At 57.1% G+C, this 18,397-nt stretch carries 14 protein-coding genes and 4 pseudogenes; 8 read left to right on the top strand and 10 right to left on the bottom strand.

Annotated features, from left to right (window positions below; all coding sequences use genetic code 11):
* The first annotated feature begins 110 nt into the window (after positions 1-110).
* The 5 genes and pseudogenes from ACF8Q6_RS11490 to ACF8Q6_RS11510 all read left to right on the top strand — a co-directional run bounded on the left by ACF8Q6_RS11490 (position 111) and on the right by ACF8Q6_RS11510 (position 4,012).
* A complete protein-coding gene (locus ACF8Q6_RS11490) occupies positions 111-2,279 on the top strand; it encodes a tail fiber domain-containing protein (RefSeq protein WP_392493338.1) in 2,169 nt (722 codons plus the stop codon).
* A gap of 69 nt (positions 2,280-2,348) precedes the next feature.
* Positions 2,349-2,780 carry a lysozyme gene (locus ACF8Q6_RS11495; protein ID WP_392493339.1) on the top strand — a complete coding sequence of 144 codons (432 nt, stop codon included), beginning with the start codon at positions 2,349-2,351 and terminating at the stop codon, positions 2,778-2,780.
* Positions 2,777-3,207, top strand: a pseudogene (locus ACF8Q6_RS11500) (DUF2514 domain-containing protein). The gene ACF8Q6_RS11495 and the pseudogene ACF8Q6_RS11500 overlap by 4 nt, the downstream one beginning before the upstream one ends.
* A gap of 192 nt (positions 3,208-3,399) precedes the next feature.
* Positions 3,400-3,621 (top strand): annotated as a pseudogene (locus tag ACF8Q6_RS11505) (hypothetical protein); the annotation flags it as partial.
* An 85-nt stretch (positions 3,622-3,706) separates the two neighbouring features.
* A complete protein-coding gene (locus ACF8Q6_RS11510) occupies positions 3,707-4,012 on the top strand; it encodes a hypothetical protein (RefSeq protein WP_392493340.1) in 306 nt (101 codons plus the stop codon).
* 237 nt (positions 4,013-4,249) lie between these two features.
* On the opposite strand, the gene ACF8Q6_RS11515 is transcribed toward ACF8Q6_RS11510, so the two are convergent.
* The 10 genes and pseudogenes from ACF8Q6_RS11515 to ACF8Q6_RS11560 all read right to left on the bottom strand — a co-directional run bounded on the left by ACF8Q6_RS11515 (position 4,250) and on the right by ACF8Q6_RS11560 (position 14,998).
* Complete coding sequence (locus tag ACF8Q6_RS11515) at positions 4,250-4,915, bottom strand: hypothetical protein (RefSeq protein ID WP_392493341.1); 666 nt, start codon at positions 4,913-4,915, stop codon at positions 4,250-4,252.
* A gap of 441 nt (positions 4,916-5,356) precedes the next feature.
* Positions 5,357-5,518 (bottom strand): annotated as a pseudogene (locus tag ACF8Q6_RS11520) (integrase); the annotation flags it as partial.
* 19 nt (positions 5,519-5,537) lie between these two features.
* Positions 5,538-6,698 (bottom strand): annotated as a pseudogene (locus tag ACF8Q6_RS11525) (IS3 family transposase).
* A 128-nt stretch (positions 6,699-6,826) separates the two neighbouring features.
* Positions 6,827-8,143, bottom strand: a complete 1,317-nt coding sequence (locus ACF8Q6_RS11530) for an NAD(P)/FAD-dependent oxidoreductase (protein ID WP_392493342.1) — start codon at positions 8,141-8,143, stop codon at positions 6,827-6,829.
* A gap of 51 nt (positions 8,144-8,194) precedes the next feature.
* Entirely contained in the window at positions 8,195-8,617 is a 423-nt protein-coding gene (locus ACF8Q6_RS11535; RefSeq protein WP_104886252.1) for a RidA family protein, read from the bottom strand.
* A gap of 29 nt (positions 8,618-8,646) precedes the next feature.
* Positions 8,647-9,786: a tyramine oxidase subunit B gene (locus ACF8Q6_RS11540; RefSeq protein ID WP_392493343.1), complete on the bottom strand. Its 1,140-nt coding sequence runs from the start codon at positions 9,784-9,786 to the stop codon at positions 8,647-8,649.
* A gap of 321 nt (positions 9,787-10,107) precedes the next feature.
* Positions 10,108-11,325, bottom strand: coding sequence for a multidrug effflux MFS transporter (locus ACF8Q6_RS11545; RefSeq protein WP_392493344.1), 1,218 nt, complete (start codon positions 11,323-11,325; stop codon positions 10,108-10,110).
* 238 nt (positions 11,326-11,563) lie between these two features.
* Positions 11,564-12,874, bottom strand: a complete 1,311-nt coding sequence (locus tag ACF8Q6_RS11550) for an alginate export family protein (RefSeq protein WP_392493345.1) — start codon at positions 12,872-12,874, stop codon at positions 11,564-11,566.
* Between the two features lie 185 nt (positions 12,875-13,059).
* Entirely contained in the window at positions 13,060-13,500 is a 441-nt protein-coding gene (locus ACF8Q6_RS11555) for a heme-binding protein (protein WP_392493346.1), read from the bottom strand.
* A 10-nt stretch (positions 13,501-13,510) separates the two neighbouring features.
* Entirely contained in the window at positions 13,511-14,998 is a 1,488-nt protein-coding gene (locus tag ACF8Q6_RS11560) for an aldehyde dehydrogenase family protein (RefSeq protein WP_392493348.1), read from the bottom strand.
* Positions 14,999-15,281: 283 nt separating this feature from the next.
* On the opposite strand from ACF8Q6_RS11560, the gene ACF8Q6_RS11565 reads away from it, so the two are divergent.
* The 3 genes from ACF8Q6_RS11565 to feaR all read left to right on the top strand — a co-directional run.
* On the top strand, positions 15,282-16,778 hold the full coding sequence (locus tag ACF8Q6_RS11565; protein WP_392493349.1) for an APC family permease: 1,497 nt from the start codon (positions 15,282-15,284) through the stop codon (positions 16,776-16,778).
* Positions 16,759-17,343, top strand: a complete 585-nt coding sequence (locus tag ACF8Q6_RS11570; protein WP_392493350.1) for a DUF3156 family protein — start codon at positions 16,759-16,761, stop codon at positions 17,341-17,343. Before ACF8Q6_RS11565 ends, ACF8Q6_RS11570 begins: the two co-directional genes overlap by 20 nt.
* 112 nt (positions 17,344-17,455) lie before the next feature.
* Positions 17,456-18,397: transcriptional regulator FeaR (gene feaR / locus ACF8Q6_RS11575; RefSeq protein WP_392498814.1), on the top strand; the 942-nt coding region annotated here is incomplete at its 3' end.

Below are 18,397 nucleotides of genomic sequence, written 5' to 3' on the forward strand. Positions count from 1 at the left end.
CCCGGTTAAACGAGTGTAGTCCGCGCTAGAGGCGGACTACACGATTGTAGCGAACCCACTATGACCGTTGTGAGCGGTTTTTTGTACCTAAAATTGATGGAGCCATAACAGTGACAGACGAGAACCATGTGTGCGATGTTGTTTCAGTAAAAGATTTTGGTGCGGTTGGTGATTATGTAACAGATGATACGGCCTCTATCATGCAGGCAGATCTCTACTGCTCTACGTATGGCAAAACTCTGGATTTTGGAGATGGAGTATATCGTTGTACGAATGGTATTTTGCGAAAAGCTCGGTGGAAAGGTAACTTCGCCCCAACGCTGGGAACGTTTCCTCTCACGGCTGATGACAAAATATTTCTACGTCCAGGGTACAAAGCCAAACTTCCGGGAGCATCTCTGATCTTTTCCGGTACGGGAACGGCAATAGCCACTACCGAAAGAACAGATCGTTTTTCTTCTTTTACCTACTGTCTTATGGATGATCCAAGTGCAGGTACTCCGCATATTGAGGGTATTGCTGTAGTGATGGATATGGATTTTCGTAGCGCAGGAGGGGCTTTGACATCAGTTGGGGGGGATAATCGATCAAATTATGATGTGGGTTATTACGCTACCACTGGTTGGACTTCTCACAAGAATTTTGTTGTTTTCGGCTACTTTCCTAAGGCTGGCACCTTAATCTATGGGGCCGATATCGACTACAACACATTCGATGAAAGCTGCTCAACCTCTGGAGACATTGGTCTGGCAATCTGCGGTAATGGTAAAACTGGGCTTTCCGGCACGCGATATAGTGGTAGTCTCTATGCCAACGACCACCACAGTCGTTCCATTGTAGACAATCAGTGGGGCACCACAACCCTCTATATCGACGGTGACATTCCTACTGCATCTGCACCGCAGAACTCTCTAGGTGGGCACTACTTCAGTGGGTCAATGAGAACCTATTGTGATAACCCCTTCATTCTTGATCACGCCAACTCAATTGTCTTTGATGGCATGGTGTTTGAGTGGCCGAACAAATCTGGTTCGGTCGGTGCCACAAAGGCTTCTCCGGTAGGTACGACAAATACTTACGGCGTTGTGATCCAAAACTGTCGGCACTTAAGTCCTTTTGGAGTGGATGGTATCTACCAGTTCGCAAACAGTATCGCTGGTGTTTTCATTCATTCAGATCCGCGTCAAGGAAGTATTGGACTTTCATACGGAGGAGTTGGGGCTTTCCTTCGCTCCAACGGCGGTAATCCAGCACTGCAACTAAGTGGTGATATCAATGGAAGTACTAAAGGTTGGACTGTGCTACAGAACCAATCGAGCGCAAACCGACTAGAGGCTCGGTTTGAGAACGCTCAGGCGATGACGCTCACTCCTTTGGGAGCGCTCACTGCGAATCGTCTTATAGCCGTCGCGACAGGTAGCAGTTCGGCAGAGGATCCTTCCGTTCGTCTATCTGGATCAGATCCCGCTACCGGATTCTATCGTCCAGCGGCTAACAACATTGCAATCTCTGTTGCGGGGACAAAGGTCTGGGATATTCAGACTGATGGCTTTTTACGGCCTGGTAAGGACAATGCGTTTCAGATCGGCACAAGCTCCTTCAGGGCAAAAGAGATATTTGCAGCAAACAATATAATCAATACCTCTGATGAGGTCCTGAAAACAAAGCGAGTACTTGATAGTGAATTGTTAGGTGAGCAAAGCTACTTTACAAAGCGAGAGTTGGCGGCTTGGGGTGATGTTCGGCACTCTATTTTCAGATGGAATGACTCTATTGAAAAGAAAGGAATGAATGATGCGCGATTGAACGTTGGATTTATGGCGCAAGAAATTCGAGACGTGTTTGCCGCACATGGGTTGAACGTTTCGCAGTATGCGCTCTGGTGTGAGGATCCAATACGTACGCTAGTAACGAGGAAAAGGAAAGCGTCTCGTCAGAAAATTGAGCTGGTTCCTCACAAAACACGCACGGTCGAAATAGTCGACGGTAAGCCGGTATTAAAATGTCATGAGCGGTTTGTAGAAACACCGTGCGTGGAAATGATCGAAGTGGTCGACGAAGATGGACTAATGGTATTGGACGCTTCGGGTAAGCCAGAGCTTTATCCGGTGCCGGTCATGGAGGAGTTCGAAGAAGAATATGAAGCCTTTGAGTCGCATGGTACTCGCCTAGGTTTGCGATACGAACAATGCTTAATTTTTGAAACGGCTTTTTTACGATCGCTATTGATTGATCAAGAGCAGCGAATTCGTGCTCTAGAAGATACTATCTCGCAATAGTTCAGCTCGAATCGCCACTTAAATACAGCCCGTCTTTTAATGCGGGCTTTTTTGTCTGGAGAGGAATCCATGCATACTTCGCAACGAGGTTTGAGTCTCATCAAGTCGTTCGAGGGCCTGCGCCTGCAGGCCTATCAGGATTCAGTCGGGATCTGGACCATCGGCTACGGCACTACCCGGGGTGTGAAGCCGGGAATGTCGATCACTAAGGAGCAGGCCGAACGCATGCTGCTGAACGATGTTCAGCGCTTCGAGCCAGAAGTACAACGTCTGATTAAGGCGCCGCTGAGCCAAAACCAGTGGGACGCCTTGATGAGCTTTATCTACAACTTGGGTGCTGCCAATCTCGAATCGTCCACGCTCCGCCGGCTGCTCAATGCACGCGACTATTCAGCAGCTGCCGACCAGTTCCCGCGCTGGAACAAAGCTGGCGGGAAGGTGCTGGCCGGCTTGGTCCGCCGGCGTGCCGCTGAGCGGGACCTGTTCCTGGAGGCGGCATGAACTGGGTGGGCTCGGCACCGGCCTGGTGCTGGTGGCTGGTCGCTCTGTTGCTGGTGGCTGGAGGTCAGGAAATTCGCGTAGGAGCGGGTAAATCAGAGGCTTCGGCCGCGCGGTCTGAGCTCTCCGATTATCGCCTGCAGGTGGCCGAGCGTGACCGCCGCGCCGCTGCCCAGGCCAGAGCCGAGGAGCGACGCCGCCAAGCCGTTGCGGATGAGGAGGGTGAGAGTGCACGACAGAAACTGGAACTGGCCAAAGGCCGCGCCGCTGCTGCTGAGTCTGCTGCTGTTGGGCTGTACGACGAGATCAAGCGACTGCGGAATGGCCACCGAGCTACCTGCGATACCATCGCTGCCCAGCAGCGCTTGAGCGAAGCCGAATAGCTGGACTGGCTTGTGAGGCTGCGGTTGATCGGACGAAGGGGCTGTAGATGGCCCGCAGAAAAAAACGAAGCCCCGGATGCTGGCGTCCAGGGCTTCTAGCTATCTTGGTCCCTATGAGTGGAAAGCTAGCGTGGCCAGATAATATCAGCCCGATGTCTTAGAGTCACCAGTAGATACCCGTCTACATACCATAACCGTTCCTATACTCAGCCCATCAACTGGACAGGGCATCGCACTTTTTGGACAAGCGCACCTTCAGAGGAATGGTTGAGGCCGGCGAGCCGCTGATTCAGCAGGCTATCGACGCAATGCGGGAGTATCACCAGGCCCAGGATGGCGGCGCGCCGGCGGAGGAGATCGAGCGGTTGTGCCTATTGGCCGAGTCGCTGTTCCAAGTGATGTCCGATTACCAGCTCCGGGTGATTGCCGCGATGCGCGTTAAGGATTTGCCACATCTTAACCGATCCGCTGATCGGCAATTGCCCGCGACGGGGTGGAGGAGGTCGACGGCGTGCTTTACGCGCAGTCCTGGTGGTGCAGGGCAGAATGATAGAGGGGATACCGAAAGCTTGGTTAGATGAGCTGAACGACCAATTTTCCTTGGTAACCGATCCAGATGGGCGCGCCGCTGTGCTCAATCAAATGGCCTATGCCGCTCACCGCCGGCGTGAAGTCAGTTCGGAGAACCTGGTCGATATGCTGGAGCTGTCCGAGGCCGCCCGTTACTGGGCGCTGATTGAGTTCGAAGAGGCCTATCACCTCAGCCTGTTCAAGTACGAATCGTGGGAGGGGATGGGGAGTGATGAGCCTGGCCGGATCATCGTTGGCAGAACGCCAGGGTGGGGGTGTTGAGGCTGTCTAAAACTGCTCGAAAGCTTCTCGGTTCTTCTGGGTGAAAGTCACTGAAACTGGGCGAACCGTATTAGACAGGTCAGATGTACAGGCCGCTTGTAGCGCGGCCTGAGGCTCGAATATCACACTACTGCTGCAGTACTGGAAGGTGGTCAATATTGGATAACTCGGCTTCACAACTGGAACTGCGGTAAGAAGCGGTTAGGAAGGCGGTAGTCAGGTCCTCGCTACAAACGGCTATTCGCGAATGAGTGTTGCGGACTGTTCTGTATATTGCAGAAAGCTGTTCAGCACCTGAGCATACAGGTCCGGGCGAGCCGCCGTACAAGCTGGATGGAAGGCATTGATAAACGGGATTCCACCATATAGGTGCACACGATGGGCGACTTTTTGAAGCTCAGGAAGAACGGCAGCTTTAATAATATTGTACGTCCCACCCATGACCACTATGTCAGGAGAGATTGATCTGATCTGCTCACGTAAAAATAACTGATAGGTTTCGGCGAATTTCTGGACTTCTTCAGTAGCTCGACGTCCCCCGGTGATTTTTTTCAGATTTATAAAAGCGCATGAAAGCAAAGATCTTTTTCTATGAGAATGTGCTAATTCAAATGCGGGAGCGGTTGAGGTGAAGTTTTGCAAGCCATAGGCCCAGCGACCGATATTGTGAAACGTCGGTCTGTGCCAGAGCTTGCTTTTCGGGTTGTGCGTTACCGCTTTCTTGATTAACTCAGCGAGATCAGGCTCGTAACAGCCATTGCTCTCTTTTAGAATAAAAAGTACTTTTACTCTGCTATGTTGCCAAAAATCAGGAGAAATGATGCCGTCCCGTATGTAGCTAGCGCCAGGGTGGGTTCTGCTAACAGCATTCTCGAACGAGTCGTGGTTAAAGCCAATTTCCATATATTAACTCACAATGCAGGGTCCATGAATGTTCATTGTATACCACAATTTTGAAAGCCGTTGAAATAGCCCTCCTGCTCCTATCATGCACAACCCAGTGTGTTCAAGCGTGCCTGAGGTTGTGTTGAGCGCTACTGATGCAGCGCTCAGAGTTGGGCTAAGGGGGGGGCAAAACCAGTTCCAAAACTGCATCGGCCACCCTTTTAGAATGCGGGTTTCAGGAGCGCGGGTCGTGATTTGTTATGGAACTGATTTTCTCGCCTAATGCGCATGAAACGGTCTTTCTTGTATCGGATTGCAAATCCGTCTACGCCGGTTCGATTCCGACCTCGGCCTCCACCATTCGAAAGCCCCGCAGATTAACGTCTGCGGGGCTTTTCTTTGTGCGCAGAAAACAACAATCGTTTCCGCATCATTGGGCATCGTTTCCGCATCAGCCCCCTATTTGGTCGGGCTGACTACCTCACCGACCCGGCGATAAACGCGCTTGGTAATTTCCTCCTTGGAGTGCCCAAGCAGTCGGCTCGCGTGGCTGATATCCTCAATCTCCGACGCGGCCTTCGGTCGTATATCGCGGAACTGGAACTGGCGAACTTTGGTGGCCGAGTTTGTGTTGTAGTGGTCAACTCATTCCGGACACAGTTTTGAGTTTTTCTTCAGCTTTCGCCGGAGCCAGCCCATCGTTGAATTGATGGGGGGGCGGATCCAGTTGTAGTGGCTCATCAGGTACTGGCTAATGTCTCGTTGGGCTTGCTGCCCGGTCAGGTAGCCCGTGGTCGGTATCCACTCTGATCAAGCTGCGAAAGACTCGCTCTATCGGCGCGTTATCCCAGCAGTTGCCTCGGCGGCTCATGCTCTGGCGCGCGATAGCGCCACAGTCTCTGGCGGAATTGACGGCTGCCATATTGCGACCCCTGGTCGGAATGGAACAGTAGCCCTTGAGGCTTACCGCGCTGTTCGTAAGCCACGTCGAGCGCTTTGACCACGAGGTCTGCGTCCGGTTTTTCTGATAGGGCCCAGCCCACGACTCTGCGTGCATACAGATCCAAGACAACTGCCAGATAGTGCCATTTTCCCTGCGCCCAAACGTAAGTGATGTCGCCACACCAGACCTGATTTGGCGCTTCGGCATCAAACGCTCGGTTCAACATATTCGGAATATCTGGCCGCTCCACTGTGGCCTTTTTGTACGCATGCGACCCTGGCTGCTTGCTGACCAACGCCAGTTCACGCATCAGGCTGCGGACCTTGAACCGCCCGATCTTCTCACCCTCTTCTTGCATCATCATCTTGATACTGCGGCTGCCGGGCGCACTTCGTCCGCGCGTGAATAACTCATTCACTCGACTACGCAACCTCAGTCGCTCAACGTCCGGAGTTCGCCTTCTATGGCGATGTGCGTAGTAACTTGAGCGAGTGACTTCGAACACCTTGCATAGCCAATCAACGGGCTCATGGGCGCTGAACTGGTGGATCAGCGAATACGCTCGAGATCTTCCGACATCAAGAGCGCGGTAGCCTTTTTTAGTATCGATTTCTCGCGTTCAAGGCGCGTTATCCGAGCTTCGAGCTCTTGGATCTTTTGCTGCTCTGGCGTCAACGCTTTGCTGGCCGGCGTGACGCCGCTGCGCTCCTGTTGAAGCTGATTAACCCAGCGGCGTAGGGCCGATTCGACCAAGCCGAGCGAGCGTGCTGCTTCGGCATGACTGTAGCCTTGATCGAGCACCAGGCAGGCAGCTTCGCGTTTGAACTCAGGGGTGAAGGTACGGCGTTGCTTGGTCATCAGACACCTCTCTGTGGCGAGCATTCTCGCCTAAATGGGTGTCCGGAATCATTAGACCACTACACGATGTGATGGTAGTAGATTGACTCAGGCGGTTGTCTGAATAGTCTTTCGCTAGTCAGACACCCTCATTTCACGCCATGCCGCGGTCGTAGAAAACGATCAAAGCTATAGGGACTCGGATCGATCAACGGCGTTTGTTGCGATACCAGATCTGCTGCTAGTTGGCCTGCAGCGGGCGAGGTGCCGAAACCGTGACCGGAAAAACCGGTCGCCAGGGTCAGTCCGGGCAAAGTCGATACTGAACTAATGACTGGGTTTGAGTCAGGGGTCACGTCAATGGTCCCGGCCCACGCAGAAGCCATCCGTGCTTGCTCAAACACCGGCCACGCAGTCCTGAGGTTGCGCAGTGCGTCTTCGTTCAACGCCACGTTTGCCTGTGGGTCTTGAACCCGGACTTTTTCAAAAGGCGATACATCCGTGGCCTTCCAGCGCCGCGCCAGGGCTATGTCCTTGAGGAAGTATTTGCCCAGACTGATCTGCAGAAAGTCGCGCTGTGCGCGAAGCTGTGGCAGGTAGCGTGTACCCAACAGCAAGTGATCGAGGGTAAGGAAGGCATCCAGCTTGCCACGTTGGGTGATGATGAACCCTCCGTCCTTGTGCTTGCGGAATGAGAAATCTGGAGCACCCACGGCGACCTCCGTGGGGCCATCCATGGGCTCTGTACGCAGCACTGAGCAGGTCAATGGCAAAGTCGGGAGGTCGATTTTAAGGTTGCCGAGGAATCTACGCGACCATAGACCGCCAGCCAGCAGCACTTGATCACAACGAATCTCGCCTTGTTCGGTGACAACGCCGCTGACGCATCCGGCACTGGTCTGAAGGGTGCGTACCGCACAGTTTTCAACGATCACTGCTCCCTTGGCCATCGCCGCACGGGCAATTGCGCTGGCGGCCAGGGTTGGCTCCGCACGAGCATCTGAGGCAGTGTAGATAGCACCGGCCCAGTCAGTGCGCCCACCGGGAACCATTCTGGCGATCTCGGCATTGCTCAGCAGGCGCGAGTCCAGACCAAGGTGTTCGACACTCTTCAGCCAACCTTCGTGCATGCCCATCTGCGTGTCGTTACGACCAACGAACATGATTCCGGCCTGCCGGTAACCCACGTCACTCCCGACCCGTTGCGGCATTTCGGCCCAGAGTCGATCGGCCGCCAACGCAAGTGGGATGTCGTGTGCATGGCGGTTGGTTTTACGTACCCAGCCAAGGTTGCGCGATGACTGCTCGCCTGCGATGCGACCTTTCTCCAGTACCACCACCGGGATGTTGCGCTCGGCGAGAGTCAGCGCGGCGGTAAGGCCTATGATGCCACCACCGATGATCACGACAGTGGTCGCTTCCGGTTGATGGGGGCAGGTGATTACAGGGTCGATAGCAGGGGACATGGCGTTACTCGGCGGCGATAAGTACAGGTGGCACGGTGCTGGTGTTAGGTCTTACTGGCCGAGGCGAATCAGTTTGACCTCGGCGCGCGAGGCCCCGCGATAGGCGGTGACTTCCAGCTCGACTTTGTAAACGGTAGAACCCAGCGGTGGGCAGGTGACCGTGGTGGCGGGGTCGATGCCACGGAACTTCTCGCCGATCACTTCCATAACGGCTGGCACGTCGCTCGGCTGCTGAATAAACACACGTGAACAAATGACGTCAGCCAGGCTGGCATCGACGGCTGCCAAGGCGCTTTCAATATTGGCGAACACCTGGTGAGTCTGTTCGATCACGTCTTCGGCGATCAGCTGAGTCTGCGGGTTACGGCCAGCAGTGTTGGAGACATAGATCCAGTTATCGACCGCCACCAGGCGGGAGTAGCTGGCCATGTCTTCAAACTTGGAGCCGGTTTTCAGTTTGGTGATTTGGGTCATGGAGATGCCTTCATTGCGAGAGAAATCGATTAGCTGAGAACGGGTTGTTCCCAAAGATTGAGCTTGACGCCGATGCCTTTCTCGATGGCATTGCGGTACACCACGGTGCCCCAGGCGACGTCCTCCACCGGCATGCCGCCGACGGACATGAGGATTATTTCCTCGTCGTTCAGGCGTCCCGGCGCTTCACCGGCAATGATCTTGCCGATGTCCTCGATCTGCTCGGCCTGAAGGGTGCCTTCGGCAATCATGTCCATGAAGCGCACGCCCACCAGCGGCACATGGTTGTGGGCCGGCTTGGGGAGTTCTTCGAACCAGGCTTCGTAGAGGCCGGTGTTGTCCACCACCTTGCGCACGTCGGCCTGTTCCATTCCCGCGTCGATGCTGCACGGGGCGGGCATGGCGAGGAAGGCGCCGGGCTTGACCCATTCGTGCTTCACCAGCGGGTAGAGGGATGGGTTGCCGACTTCGCCGGAACTGCAGTAGCTGACCAGGTCGGAGTCGCGTACTACTTCTTCCAGGGTCTGTACCACCCGCACGTTGGTGATCTGCGGGAAGGTGGTGTTCAACCAGCTGACGAACGCGTCGAGATTCTTCTGGCCGCGGCCTTTGATTTTGATCGTGTCGACCTGTGGGCACACGGCCATGAACGCGGCGACCGTGGTCTTACCCATCACCCCCGGGCCGGCCAGGCCGATGACCTTTGAATCCTTGCGTGCCAAGTGACGGGCGCCGACGCCCGGGATCGCGCCGGTGCGGTAGGCTGAAAGCAGGTTGGCTGACATGTGCGCGAGCGGGGCGCCGGTGTCGGCGTCGTTAAGGGTGAGCATCAGGATCGAACGTGGAAGGCCCTTTTCGCGGTTCGCGATGTTGGAGCCGTACCATTTTGCGCCTGCTGTCTGGAAGTTACCGCCGAGGTAAGCCGGCATCGCCATCATGCGGCGGTCGGCGGTTGGCTTGGGCATGGTCGGGAACGGTGAATGCTCGGGGAAGGTGATCATTGCGCCGTGCGAGTCACTGTTCGGACCGGCCATGCGGTAGTCGCCGTGGTAGAGCAAACCGAACATTTCTTCCATGGTGTCGACGCAGGCGGGCATGTCCGTCACGCCTGCGCGGATCATGTCCTGTTCGGAGAGGTAGATGAAATCGATACGGGTGTCGAAGGTCATAGCGGGTCTCACTGTACGGACGGTACCTGGGGGGCCGCCGTATTGGGGTTTTATTGTTGTGTTACCCGGCTGGACCGGGCTGGACAGGTGATCTCAAGGTAATGGGCAGTTTCGCTAACGACTGGTAGGTCGTCTTGTTTGTGTCTGCCAGAGCAATTGATCATCTGTGCCAGCTCAGTCGGTTCGTCTTCAATTCTGGTCGTCAGTTGAGGGCCTCGGCCGTTTGGCACGTCTCCATTCGCTTAGGTGGTACACCACGCCAAACACGATAATTCCGCTGCAAATCAAGTAGCCTAGGAAGTGATTGTTCATTGCACTTCCTCAATGCCCAGCCAATGAATAGCTTGCTGGCACGTCTCGCAGGCTCAGGGTGGTCAGCACACAGACCAGCAGTGTGCTAACTGCTAGAAGCCCGGCCCAAGCCACCGGGCCGTGTTGCAGAACTACAGCAGCCAATGGCGAGGCGCTGGAAGACACTGATAGTTGGATGGCGCCGAGCAGGGCGGCGGTCGAGCCCAGGGATTTTTCTTGCGATGACATCACCAGCGACATCAACGTCGATTCTGCTATGCCTAGTCCGAATAGAGCTAAAGCCATGCCACCGGCTACACCGGGCATCCCCAGGCCGACCACTAAGCTGACCAAGGTCAGCAGGGCGCCAGCAACCATGCAACGTACGCCTAGCGCACTGAGCCTGTTCAAGCCAAGGCGCCCGATCTGTCGGCTGGCGAACAGGGCACCCAGCATCACTGACACACCGGTGGCACCGAAAAGCAGGCCGAAGGCTTGTGCGGTCATGCCAAAGTGCTGATGGTAAACCAGCGTTGCGCCACCTATGTAGGCGAACAGGAAGAAAAACACCGCGGCCACCGCCAGGGCTGGGCGTAGGAACCTTCGGTCAGCGAGGAGGGTCAGGTAGGTTCGGCAAGCGCTGCCAAGGCTTAGTGCTTCACGCTGATTGTGTGGGAGGGTCTCCGGCAGGTTCAAAAGACTGTTGATCCATACCACCAGGCCCATACCGGCCAGTGCCAGCATCACCGCCCGCCAGCCGAAATACGCGTCGATCACGCCGCCCAGAGCCGGCGCGAGGATCGGAGCTACGCCTTCAATGGTCATCAACAGTGCGAACAGTTTGGTCGCGGCCACGCCATGGCTGACGTCACGCACCATGCTCATGATCACCAACAGGGTCAGAGCACTGCCCAGTCCTTGAAAGAAACGTAGTGTGATCAGAGCGTTCAGGCTCGGCGCCATCGCTGCGCCGAATGAGCACAGGATGAAGATCAATAGGCCAGCCATCAGTGGTTTGCGCCGACCGAAGGCGTCGACGATGGGGCCGAAGACTAGCTGCCCGGCCCCCATGGCAAGCAAGAAGAACGTCAGGGTCAGCTGCACATGGGTGAAGCTTGCCTGATAGTGATCGGCAATCTCCGGGAGGCTCGCCAGGTACATGTCGACCGCTGAAGGCCCCAGAGCGCCGATCAGGCCGAGGCTCAGAGCTAGTCTGAACGGTACCAAAGAAGATTGATTGGGTTGCATGGTCATCTCTTTCAGATTGCTACCTACCGATCGGTAGGTTGGCGAGTCGTATGCTTGCGCGCCCGTGAGGTCAAACGTGCAGAGTAGCGGTCGTCACGCCCAGACAAAGGCGCTGGCACGCTGAGGCAAGCAGGCTCAGAAAGGAAAGGGGATAGTGACGCCGCCTCACCAGGGCAGCTTTCATACTTCATAGATACAGCGCTTTGACCGCCGGCCATGGGCCGGCGGTTTTTTTATGTCAGAACGGTACCGCCACGGTCAGTTGGCTATAGATGTTGGTGCCGTTGCCGCCGACCTGGTTGCCACCGTTATCCTGATGCTTGCGCGGCTGATACAGGCCGATCAGGGGGCTGATGATCAGGTGGTCGTTGACGGCCCATTCCAGATACAGGTCGAGCTCGCGGGCATCGAGGTTCAAGCTGTCGCGGGTACGCACGGTATCGAAGTCAAAGTACAGGGCGCCGACCGTGAGGTTTTCCAGGGGTTTGGCTTTCAGGCCAATATGGTGAATGCCGGTGTTGCTGTTGAACGGGCCGGCATAGTTGGCAGCGACTTCACCCTGGAACCAGGTGCCGTAGCCACTGGACAGGCCGCTGAACAGAGGATCCCATTCAGCCGAGTAGCGGGTATACCGGTAGGTCAGTTGCGGAGCCCAAGGCAAGTCTGCAAAGGTGTAGCCGGCCTGCAGGTACCAGGCATTTTCCGGTCCCCCGTGTTTGTCCTGCCAGGCATATTCAAAGGCGAAGCTGGCGTTTTCGATACCAGCACTGCCTTCGCCACGCACGCTGTACACATTCATGCCTTCGCGAGCCTTCTGGAAGTCGCTGGCCCACTGGTCGGTGACATCGATGCCGTGAATCCAGGTCAGGCCCAGGGTGCCCAGGGCGTGGGTGTAGTCCAGCGTACCGGCAGCCAGTTCGGTTTCGGCCTGGGCACGGTTGTCGGATTTGAGCCACAACAGGCTGCCGTGCAAACCGTCCTGGCCACCTAGGCGCAGCACTGCCGTGCGGTCGAAGGCATGGCGCGCCGCCAGGTAGTAAGCGCCACCTCGATCCAGCGTACCGTCTGCGACACCATTGCCCAGGTTCGGCCCGTCGTCGTTGATCAGGAAGCCACTGCCGAGGCGGACCACCTGACGGCCGGCGGAAACATCTACACCATCCTTACCCAGTAACGGCACCAGGTCGCTCGAACGCCAGCCCAAATAGGCGTCCTCGATCTTGGTGGTGCGTTCGGAGCCGTCCGTGTAGCCGGCGGCATCACCGTCGCCCCAGGTCGCGGAACTTACCCAGTTCAATGCGCCATACAGGGTGCCACTGCCAGCGAGGCCCTGATCACCACTGAGTCCATACTTGATGAAACCTTCGCGCCAGGTTGAGCCTCCTGAAGTGCCGTCATAGTTCTTGCGGCTGTTGAACATACCCCAGACCGCGAGCATGTCAGCATTCAAGTGGCTGTCTTCGTCGGCGTACAGTTCGTAAGCCGGCGCGACCTGGCTGGCGAGTAGGGCCGCCAGGGCCAGGGTCGACAGCGTTTGCGGTTTGACCATTGCACTTTCCCTCGTTGTCAGTCGCCTTTGAAAAGGCGCTTTCTTGTACGTGGGCACCCGCATTGGCGAGCGCCGTCGCGGTTGGCTGCGACGGCTTATTAGTGCGTGAGGGGCAGGTCGGGGTCTTGTTTCTGGCTGCCAAGGCGCTTGCACGCCTTGGCCACATACAGATTTACAGCGTTAGATTAGGGTTGCAGAAGGGTCGTAACATGATTGGCGGCGGCCTTGGCGCAGAGTGTGTCGATGGCCTCGCTGGCACCAGACACGCCTATTGCCCCGATGACCTGCCCGGCATGGCACAAAGGTTCGCCGCCACCGAACAAGGCCATCCCTGGCTGCAGCGGCAAACCGTTGCGCACCGCCTCGGAGCAGCGCTCCAAGCGTTGATCCCAGTCTGCCGTGGCTATTCCGAACCCCGCGGCCGTTAGGGCTTTGCGCAACGCTATGGCATGTGCTGGGCGGGGTGCACCGTCCATATGAGCGGTTTGGATCGGTAGACCACTGCCATCGACGATTACCAGGCTGACTTTGACCTGCTGCTCAGTGGCCGCGTCGAGCGCGGCCTGCAGCGCATGCATGGCCAGGGGCAAGGTAAGGGTGAGTTGTTCGCGTAGCCAGTGCGACATCTCAAGCCTCTCAATAGCGGATCATGACCGATTTGAGTTCGGTGAAATCGTCGATGAACGCCGAACCGAACTCACGGCCGATGCCGGAGGCCTTGATGCCGCCAAACGGTACAGCCGGGTCGAGCAGGGTGTGCATGTTGACCCACAAGGTGCCCGCCTGAATTTCTGGAATAAGGCGCATGGCTTTGCCCAGGTCGTTGGTCCATAGGCTGGCGCTTAGTCCGTAAGGCGAGGCGTTCATCAACTGAAGCAGTTCCTCTTCGCTGTCGTAAGGCAGGAAGGTCGCCACCGGGCCGAATGTTTCCTGATTGAGTAGGGTGTCGCTGGCGGACTTGGCCAGAATCACAGTCGGCTCGACGAAGCATCCTGGGCCATCCCCAATACGCCCGCCGTGGATGATCTGGCTGCCCTCGGCGCGAGCCGTGGCGAACAGCTCGGCAAGCTTCAACTGGTGTGGCTTGTTGGCCACTGGGCCGAACTGCGTGGTTTCGTCCAGCGGCGAGCCTACCTTCAACTGGCCCAAGCGTTGGGAGAGGGCTTCGAGCAGTGGGTCGATGCGCGAGCGGTGCACATAGAAACGCTCACCGGCGGCACAAATCTGCCCCGAATGCAGGAAGCCGGCTTCGATGATGCCGTCGACGGCTTTTTCCAGGCCTACGTCTGGCAGGAACGCCACGGCGTTCTTGCCGCCCAGTTCCAGCGTGGCACGGGTAAGTTTTGCGCCCATGGCCGCTTGGCCGACAGCAATACCTGTAGGCACGGAGCCGGTGAATGATACTTTGTCAGTGCCTGGGTGCTCGATCAGGGCCTTGCCGACATGGCCAGCGCCAGTCAGCACGTTCAATGCGCCCGCCGGCAAGCCTGCTTCGATGGCCAGCTCGGCGATACGCAAAAGCGTTAGCGGCGTGAACTCGCTCGGCTTGATGATGATGCTGCAGCCGGTGGTCAGCGCCGAGGCCAACTTCCAGATGGCGATCATGGTCGCGAAGTTCCAGGGCACGATGCCGACTACCACACCGATTGGCTCGCGCAGGGTGTAGGCGCTGTAGCGCTCACCGGCGAACGAAGGCAAAGACGGGGTGATGGTCTGGCCAGTGATCTTGGTCGCCCAGCCTGCGTAGTAACGCAGGAAGTGTGCAGCCTGCTCGACCTCGAATGCACGCGAGATGCCGATCAGCTTGCCCGATTGCAAGGTTTCCAACTGGGCCAGTTCTTCGCGATTCGCTTCGAGCAAGTCGGCGAGCTTGAAAAGTACGCCGGCGCGGGCTGCTGGGCTGGTCCGCGACCAGCGGCCAAAGCCCTGGAGAGCGGAATCCACTGCACGGTCGACGTCGGCTTGGTTGGCGTCAGCGATTTGAGCGATGGTTTGGCCGTTGGCTGGGTTGACCACCGATATTTTCGCGCTGTCATGGCTGGCCACGGTTTGGCCATGGATGAACAGGCCGTGATCGCGTGCCAGGAAGGCACTGACAGAAGGAAGAAGATCGATATCGCTCATGGGAACTCCGAGGGGCAGGTGAGGACCGGCCTGCAGGCCGCCAAAACTTGGAGGATAGTGCTATGCGAGGCGGTGATCTTGCGTCCCAGTGACAGCGGCATGACTTTCCCTGCCAGAGCCGCTGTAAGCGGGTTTGGCAGGGAGCAACAAAGGCAGCGGCAGCCATTGGCAAGACGTCATTTTTCGGCGGGCGCAGAGTAGGCGTGCAGGGAGGCAAGTAGCAGCCGTGCGTGCAGGGTCACTTGCCGCGTTCAAAGCCATAACAACATGTCGGGGCATAACGATGTCACTTAACAATAAGCTCACAGAGCACTTGAACAAAGGTACGGTCGGTTTTCCCACCGCACTAGCCAGCACCGTCGGCTTGATCATGGCCAGCCCCGTTATTCTCACCGCGACCATGGGGTTTGGCATCGGCGGCAGTGCGTTTGCTGTCGCCATGGTCATCGCCGCGTTGATGATGTTGGCCCAATCGACCACTTTCGCCGAGGCGGCCTCGATCCTGCCGACCACCGGCTCGGTCTACGACTACATCAACTGTGGTATAGGGCGTTTCTTCGCCATTACCGGTACGCTTTCGGCCTACTTGATCGTGCATGTGTTCGCTGGCACGGCCGAGACCATTCTGTCTGGGGTGATGGCGTTGGTGAATTTCGAACACCTCAACACGCTGGTTGAGTCCGCAGGCGGTTCCTGGCTGTTGGGTGTCTGTTTTGTGGTGTCGTTCGCGGTACTGAACGCGTTCGGCGTCAGCGCGTTCAGTCGCGCGGAGGTGATTCTCACCTTCGGCATGTGGACGACCCTGATGGTGTTCGGTGTGGTGGGTCTTATCGCTGCACCTGCGGTGGAGCTGGAGGGCCCGTTTGGCGTCTCCCTGGTGGGCTCTGATGCGATGACCATCCTTTCACTGATCGGTATGGCCATGTTCATGTTTGTCGGCTGCGAGTTCGTGACGCCGCTTGCCCCCGAATTGCGTCGCTCTGCCTGGGTATTGCCACGCGCCATGGCGCTGGGTCTGTTTGGTGTGGCCAGTTGCATGTTCATCTACGGCGCGGCGATGAAGCGCCAGGTGGAAAACGTCGTACTCGATGCCGCCACCGGCGTACATCTGTTGGATACGCCCATGGCCATTCCACGCTTTGCCGAACAGGTGATGGGTGACATCGGCCCAGTGTGGCTGGGTATCGGCTTTTTGTTTGCCGGTGCGGCAACCATCAACACGCTGATGGCCGGCGTGCCGCGCATTCTTTACGGGATGGCAGTAGACGGAGCGTTGCCGAAGGTCTTCACCTACCTGCATCCGCGCTTCAAGACGCCCCTGCTGTGCATTCTGGTGGTCGCACTGATCCCGTGTCTGCATGCCTGGTATCTGGGTGGCAACCCAGACAACATCCTGCACCTCGTGCTGGCTGCCGTTTGCGCCTGGAGCACGGCCTATCTGTTGGTGACACTGTCGGTGGTAATCCTGCGTATCCGTCGCCCAGATCTGCCGCGCGCCTACCGTTCGCCACTGTTCCCGTTGCCGCAAATCGTTTCCAGCGCCGGTATCATCATCGGCATGCTGTTTATCACGCCGCCCGGAATGAACCCCGCGGATATTTACGTGCCGTTTGCCATCATGCTTGGCGGCACAGCAGCCTACGCGCTGTTCTGGTCTGTGTGTGTGCAGAAGGTCAACCCGTTCAAGCCTGCCCGGGTTGAGGATGTGCTGGAAAAAGAATTCGCCGCCGAACCTGGCCACGCTGCGGAGCGTACGCAACATGATCAGACATTTGCGTGAAAGGCTGCTAGCGCCTCGGGCGCCTGCCGGTTATCGGCCCGGTGTCACCTTGGGGCACCTGCTGCGCAATCTCGGCCCGCTGGAGATACAGCAGGCGCAAGCGGGTGTCGCACAGCTGTGTTTCCCGCCCCAGGGTTGGCAGGCCGAGGTGCGTGAGAGCGTCGAAGCGCACCTGCTGATGCACGTCGTGACATGCGAGTTTCGGTTGAGCGTGCCTGCCCTGCAACAGAGCGATGTGCGGTTGGAACTGCGCCATACCGGGGCGTTTCGGCGCACCGGCGTCACATGCGTGTTCCGGGGCGGTGACCAGGCCCTCTTTGCCCAAGTACGCGATCATTTAGGCCGAGATGCGACGCTGTTGGCGCAGCTGATGCCGCTGGATTTCAAACGGCTGACGCTGCAATGCCGCGATGGCCAATGGCAGCTTGCCCTGGAGCATATGGGGGCTAGCGAGGTGGTCAACCGGATGCCGGCGTTTCGTCGCTATATTCAAGTTAGTCCGCAGCAGCGTTCGCATTTACTTGCCTGCCTGTCTGGCTTCACGGAGTTTCTGCAGCGGATCTGAAGCGACCTGGCATACCCTTTGCTTAGTGTACTCGACCAAATGTGACAGTTGTGCGGCCATTGTTAACATGTTATCAATGGCCGCATAACAACAATTTCGCGCCGAGGCCACTATGCAGAATCAACAACCCGACCATCAGGGACTTGATCGCTGGACCGCTGCCATGCAGGGGATTTGCGGCCGTTTCGAAACGGAATTGGCTTGCAATCATTCGCTCTTCATTGGCGATGTCTCAGCTCATACGCGCGCAGGCTTGCCAGTCGCCTCTTTGCGTACGAACGCTGGCGTCATTCGGCGGCTGGGTGATAATCCGGCGCTGGATGATGACCAGCACTGTTTTCTGGTCCTGCAGCGTTCGGGGCGCTCTACGGTCGAGCAGGGTGGTTTGACCATCCACCTGGCCCCTGGTGATCTCATGCTCATGGACTCGGTGGGGCGCTGTGAAATCAAGCCGGCGGGTCTGATTGAGCATGTTTCATTGGCGCTTTCCCGCGATCAGGTGCGCAAACAGGTTCCTGGCAGAGGAACTCTGGTAGGAAAGATTACATCCAGCAACGCGTGTGGACGCATGCTTCATGTGTTGATGGATCAGATGTGCAAGGACGAGAACGCAGGCGAAGACGGTGCCCAGGGCGCTGCATTGGAAGCAGCTTTCGCCGCCCTTTTGGAGCCGGGCTTTGAGTTTGGAGAAGGCAACCTTGGCAGCGTAGATGCGCTTAACGGCGGCAATATGCGCAGTTATGTGCAGAAGGTGATTGACAAGTCGTTGTCACAACCCGGGTTGACGCCTGCTGCTTTGGCTGGCGGGCTAAACATTTCAGTGCGCCACCTCTATCGTTTGTTCGAAGAGGACGGTGACAGCGTCTGTCGCTACATTCAACGAGCCCGGCTCAAGCGCAGCGCCGAGGATCTCGCCAATCCGTTCTTCAGGGGCGAATCGATTACCTCAATCGCTTATAAGTGGGGCTTCACGGACTCCGCCCATTTCAGCCGCTCGTTCAAAAAGCAGTATGACCAATCTCCAAAGGACTACCGGGCCACGGCTATGGACTCC

The sequence above is a fragment of the Pseudomonas sp. GLN_2 genome, assembly GCF_043106005.1.
GTDB classification, from domain to species: domain Bacteria; phylum Pseudomonadota; class Gammaproteobacteria; order Pseudomonadales; family Pseudomonadaceae; genus Aquipseudomonas; species Aquipseudomonas alloputida.

Excerpts from the sequence above, each read along its gene's own strand:
- ACF8Q6_RS11545 (WP_392493344.1), bottom strand. The coding sequence starts at position 11,325 with ATGCAACCCAATCAATCTTCTTTGGTACCGTTCAGACTAGCTCTGAGC.
- ACF8Q6_RS11570 (WP_392493350.1), top strand. The coding sequence starts at position 16,759 with ATGATCAGACATTTGCGTGAAAGGCTGCTAGCGCCTCGGGCGCCTGCC.
- ACF8Q6_RS11540 (WP_392493343.1), bottom strand. The coding sequence starts at position 9,786 with ATGACCTTCGACACCCGTATCGATTTCATCTACCTCTCCGAACAGGAC.
- ACF8Q6_RS11510 (WP_392493340.1), top strand. The coding sequence starts at position 3,707 with ATGATAGAGGGGATACCGAAAGCTTGGTTAGATGAGCTGAACGACCAA.
- ACF8Q6_RS11530 (WP_392493342.1), bottom strand. The coding sequence starts at position 8,143 with ATGTCCCCTGCTATCGACCCTGTAATCACCTGCCCCCATCAACCGGAA.
- ACF8Q6_RS11515 (WP_392493341.1), bottom strand. The coding sequence starts at position 4,915 with ATGGAAATTGGCTTTAACCACGACTCGTTCGAGAATGCTGTTAGCAGA.
- ACF8Q6_RS11535 (WP_104886252.1), bottom strand. The coding sequence starts at position 8,617 with ATGACCCAAATCACCAAACTGAAAACCGGCTCCAAGTTTGAAGACATG.
- ACF8Q6_RS11560 (WP_392493348.1), bottom strand. The coding sequence starts at position 14,998 with ATGAGCGATATCGATCTTCTTCCTTCTGTCAGTGCCTTCCTGGCACGC.
- ACF8Q6_RS11550 (WP_392493345.1), bottom strand. The coding sequence starts at position 12,874 with ATGGTCAAACCGCAAACGCTGTCGACCCTGGCCCTGGCGGCCCTACTC.
- ACF8Q6_RS11555 (WP_392493346.1), bottom strand. The coding sequence starts at position 13,500 with ATGTCGCACTGGCTACGCGAACAACTCACCCTTACCTTGCCCCTGGCC.
- ACF8Q6_RS11495 (WP_392493339.1), top strand. The coding sequence starts at position 2,349 with ATGCATACTTCGCAACGAGGTTTGAGTCTCATCAAGTCGTTCGAGGGC.
- ACF8Q6_RS11565 (WP_392493349.1), top strand. The coding sequence starts at position 15,282 with ATGTCACTTAACAATAAGCTCACAGAGCACTTGAACAAAGGTACGGTC.